This window comes from Collinsella sp. LCP21S3_C7, from assembly GCF_052118485.1.
Classification (GTDB): domain Bacteria; phylum Actinomycetota; class Coriobacteriia; order Coriobacteriales; family Coriobacteriaceae; genus Collinsella.
In genome coordinates, this window is sequence record NZ_JBQKHC010000038.1 from 1 (window position 1) to 3,152 (window position 3,152).

Genomic DNA, 3,152 nt, shown 5'->3' on the forward strand with positions numbered 1-3,152 from the left:
GCCATGCCCTCATGCAGGAGGGCTAGCCGCTCAAAAAGCGTGCGCGCTTCCGATGCTCAGGCTGCTCAATTTCCGATGATCTTTTTGCTCAAATCCTCTTGACGAAACACATTTCAGGAGCAGGACGGCCGAGTTCCGGGAGGTCTGGCCCATGCTCGCCCCCGACGGCGGGTTCTCCAGGGCCGTGCGCGAGACCTGGCCGTAAACCATGGTCCAGCGCTGCCTTTGGCATGCTTTCTCCCAGGTGAACAGGCACATGACTAGCAGGTCGAGGCTGAGGGCGGGGATGCTTCGTGGTCTTGATGGGGTGGGTGCCTAATTCGAAGGAGGCAGAATCTGGTTTGATGGTGCTGAAAAGTAACATATTTGATTTATTAGAGAGGTAATTACATTCAAACGACGCATAGCCAACAAAGACTCGGTTATTATTCACCATATGGAAATAGAGTTTGTAGGTTCTCAGACCGATTGTGGCACATCGAAAAATGCGATTCGTGTAACGCTCGACCCGTCTATTGCCGAATATTACAACATCGTGAAGAACGAAGGTAAATTGACGGTCGAAAAGCGTCCGGTCACCCTGACCTCCGCGAGTGGTTCGAAGGAGTACGACGGCAAGCCCCTGACCAATCACAAGGTCACCGTTGGGGAGGCTGCCCGGGATACTGGTTGGGCCGATGGCCAAGGTGCCACCTATTCTTTCACCGGCTCGCAGAAGATCGTCGGCTCCTCCGAGAATGCATTCGAATGCATCCCCAACGAGGGAACCAATCTGGACAACTATCAGATCAACAAGACGTACGGAACCCTGACCGTTACCGACCGTAGCGAGAAGTACCAGATCACCCTCACTCCCAATTCCAAGTCCGTGACCTACGACGGCACCGAGAAGTCCGTATCCGGTTTCGAGACCCTGGAGTTCCAGATCAATGGTCAGACCTTCTACGTTTCCGGCGTTGAGGCTTCTGCAACGGGCACCGATGCGGGCGAGTACCCTGTAACGGAAAGCGGCCAGGCGGTCGTGACCGATTCCGACGGCAACGATGTGACCGACCAGTTCACCGTGAACATCGACGATGCCAAGCTGACCATCGTCGGGGGCGACTCCGATAAGTCTGCATCCAATCTCCCTCACACCGGCTGCGGCCGCCCCCTACGGGATCAGCCGTCTACGGCCGTTCTTCATCCCTTCCAGAACAGCTGGGTGAGTTCTTGGCGGGTGGTGGTGCCGGTTTTCTTCAGAATGTTGTGCACATGGGCCTGCACGGTGCCCAGGGCCAGTTGCGGCGAACTGGCGATGTTCTGGTTGTCCTTGCCCTGCAGCACCTCTTTCAAGATGACGCGCTCGCGCGCGGTCAGGTGACAGTGCTCGCAGAGGGCGAGGAGCAGCTCGTCTACGTATTCTTGGGTGTCGGGCGCGTCGGTTCCTTAGAACGGAGGCGCAAGGTGTTGACAGCGGCGCACAGGGCGAAGAAACCAGTTCAATATCAATCCGTCTAGGCGTTAGGACTAGTTAGGATTAGTTAGGATTAGCTAGGATTAGCCAGGGTAAGGTGTGCGGTGAGCTAATGTAATCTGAAAATAATCCTGGTTATCTCTTCTCAAAACTACGGGTGCGCCCCATGCTGTGTGGCGCAAGGGAGCGTCTCGCTCATTTCGGGGCGCTTCATGGGAGCACGGTCCGCAAGGGGCGGTCCGGCCAACGAATTTTGAAGGAGATTTCAATGGTCAAAGATTACATCGACACCAACGACTTCACAAAAGAAGAGCTGCTCGGCATGGTAGATCTGGCCATCGCCATGAAGGGGCTCATCAAGGAGGGCGGCGAGTACCCGCACCTGCTGAAGGACAAGACCCTCGGCATGATCTTCCAGCAGGTGTCCACCCGTACCCGCATCTCCTTCGAGACGGCCATGAGCGACCTCGGCGGTCACGCCCAGTTCTTCGGCCCCGGCTCCATCCAGCTGGGTGGCCATGAGTCCATCGAGGACTCCGGCCGCGTTATGGGAAGCCTCGTCGACATCCTCATGGCCCGCGTCGATCGTCATAAGGATGTAGTGAGCTTGGCGAAGTACTCCGCGGCCCCCGTCATCAACGGCATGAGCGAGTACAACCATCCCACCCAGGAGCTCGGCGACCTCATGACCATGATCGAGAACTTGCCCGCCGGTAAGAAGATCGAGGACTGCAAGTTTGCCTGGATCGGCGATGCCACCCAGACCTGCGCGTCGCTCATGTTCATCTGCACGAAGATGGGCATGGACTTCGTGCAGTTCGGACCGAAGGGGCATCAGATTCCCGACGGCTGCCTGCATATTGGCACCGATGAGGAGCGCGCCGAGTTCGGCAAGCATCTCATGGCTATCGGCGAGGAGAACTGCAAGGTCTCCGGCGGCACCATCACCATTTCCGACGACATTTCCTGCATCGAGGGCGCCGACTTCGTGTACACCGATGTGTGGTACGGCCTCTACGACAGTGAAGTCTCCAGCTCCAGCTACATGGATGTGTTCTATCCGAAGTACCAGGTGACCTGGGATATGATGAACGTTGCCGGTCCGAACAGCATGTTCATGCACTGCCTGCCCGCAAACCGTGGCGAGGAAGTCGTCGACGAGGTCATGGACGATCCCGAGCGCTCCCTGTGCTGGGTCGAGGCCGAGAACCGCAAGCACTCCATTCGCGCCATCCTGGCCACTCTGTGCCCCCAGAGCGAGCCCGACGAGCAGAAGGCTGCGGCATACCGCGCCACCATCAATGAGCGCATGGCGGCCCTCGGTAAGCACGGTCTGTAAGACGTACCAGGTCGGGCGAGCTACGGCTCGCCCGCCTTCGCAGGAGATGGGCGACCTCATGGCCATCGGCGAGGAGAACTGCAAAGTCTCCGACGACAACCGAGTGCATCAAGGGCGCCGACTTCATCTACACCGACGTGTGGTATGGCCTGTACGATGCTTTCTGATGGGCGGCAGCAGATGCTTGTCTCCTGCTGCCCATCATCTGCGCCACTGCGCGTAAGCACTGGCGCCCTGTCTGAAAACGACTGAGCAAAGGATTAAATATGAGTGACGGAAAGAAAAAGCTTTCCTTCCTGACGGTCATTTCGACCATCATCTGCGTCGTCTTCGTTTGCGAGGCCGCCGCTCCTGCTG

The 3,152-nt window shown here is 57.6% G+C and carries 3 protein-coding genes; 1 reads left to right on the plus strand and 2 read right to left on the minus strand.

The window, feature by feature from the left end:
- Positions 1-88 precede the first annotated feature (88 nt).
- Both ACTQ1E_RS08715 and ACTQ1E_RS08720 read right to left on the minus strand, forming a co-directional pair.
- A complete protein-coding gene (locus ACTQ1E_RS08715) occupies positions 89-1,135 on the minus strand; it encodes a hypothetical protein (RefSeq protein WP_441565877.1) in 1,047 nt (348 codons plus the stop codon).
- A 47-nt stretch (positions 1,136-1,182) separates the two neighbouring features.
- The gene (locus ACTQ1E_RS08720) at positions 1,183-1,326 is read right to left on the minus strand and encodes a LuxR C-terminal-related transcriptional regulator (RefSeq protein WP_441044900.1); all 144 of its coding nucleotides are present in this window, start codon (positions 1,324-1,326) and stop codon (positions 1,183-1,185) included.
- A 398-nt stretch (positions 1,327-1,724) separates the two neighbouring features.
- Here ACTQ1E_RS08720 and ptcA point away from each other — a divergent pair, with 398 nt between their 5' ends.
- On the plus strand, positions 1,725-2,795 hold the full coding sequence (ptcA, locus tag ACTQ1E_RS08725; RefSeq protein ID WP_441056337.1) for a putrescine carbamoyltransferase: 1,071 nt from the start codon (positions 1,725-1,727) through the stop codon (positions 2,793-2,795).
- The last annotated feature ends 357 nt before the right edge of the window (positions 2,796-3,152 follow it).

What these genes read in the sequence shown, in the direction of transcription:
- ptcA (WP_441056337.1), top strand. Translation starts at nt 1,725, where the DNA reads ATGGTCAAAGATTACATCGACACCAACGACTTCACAAAAGAAGAGCTG.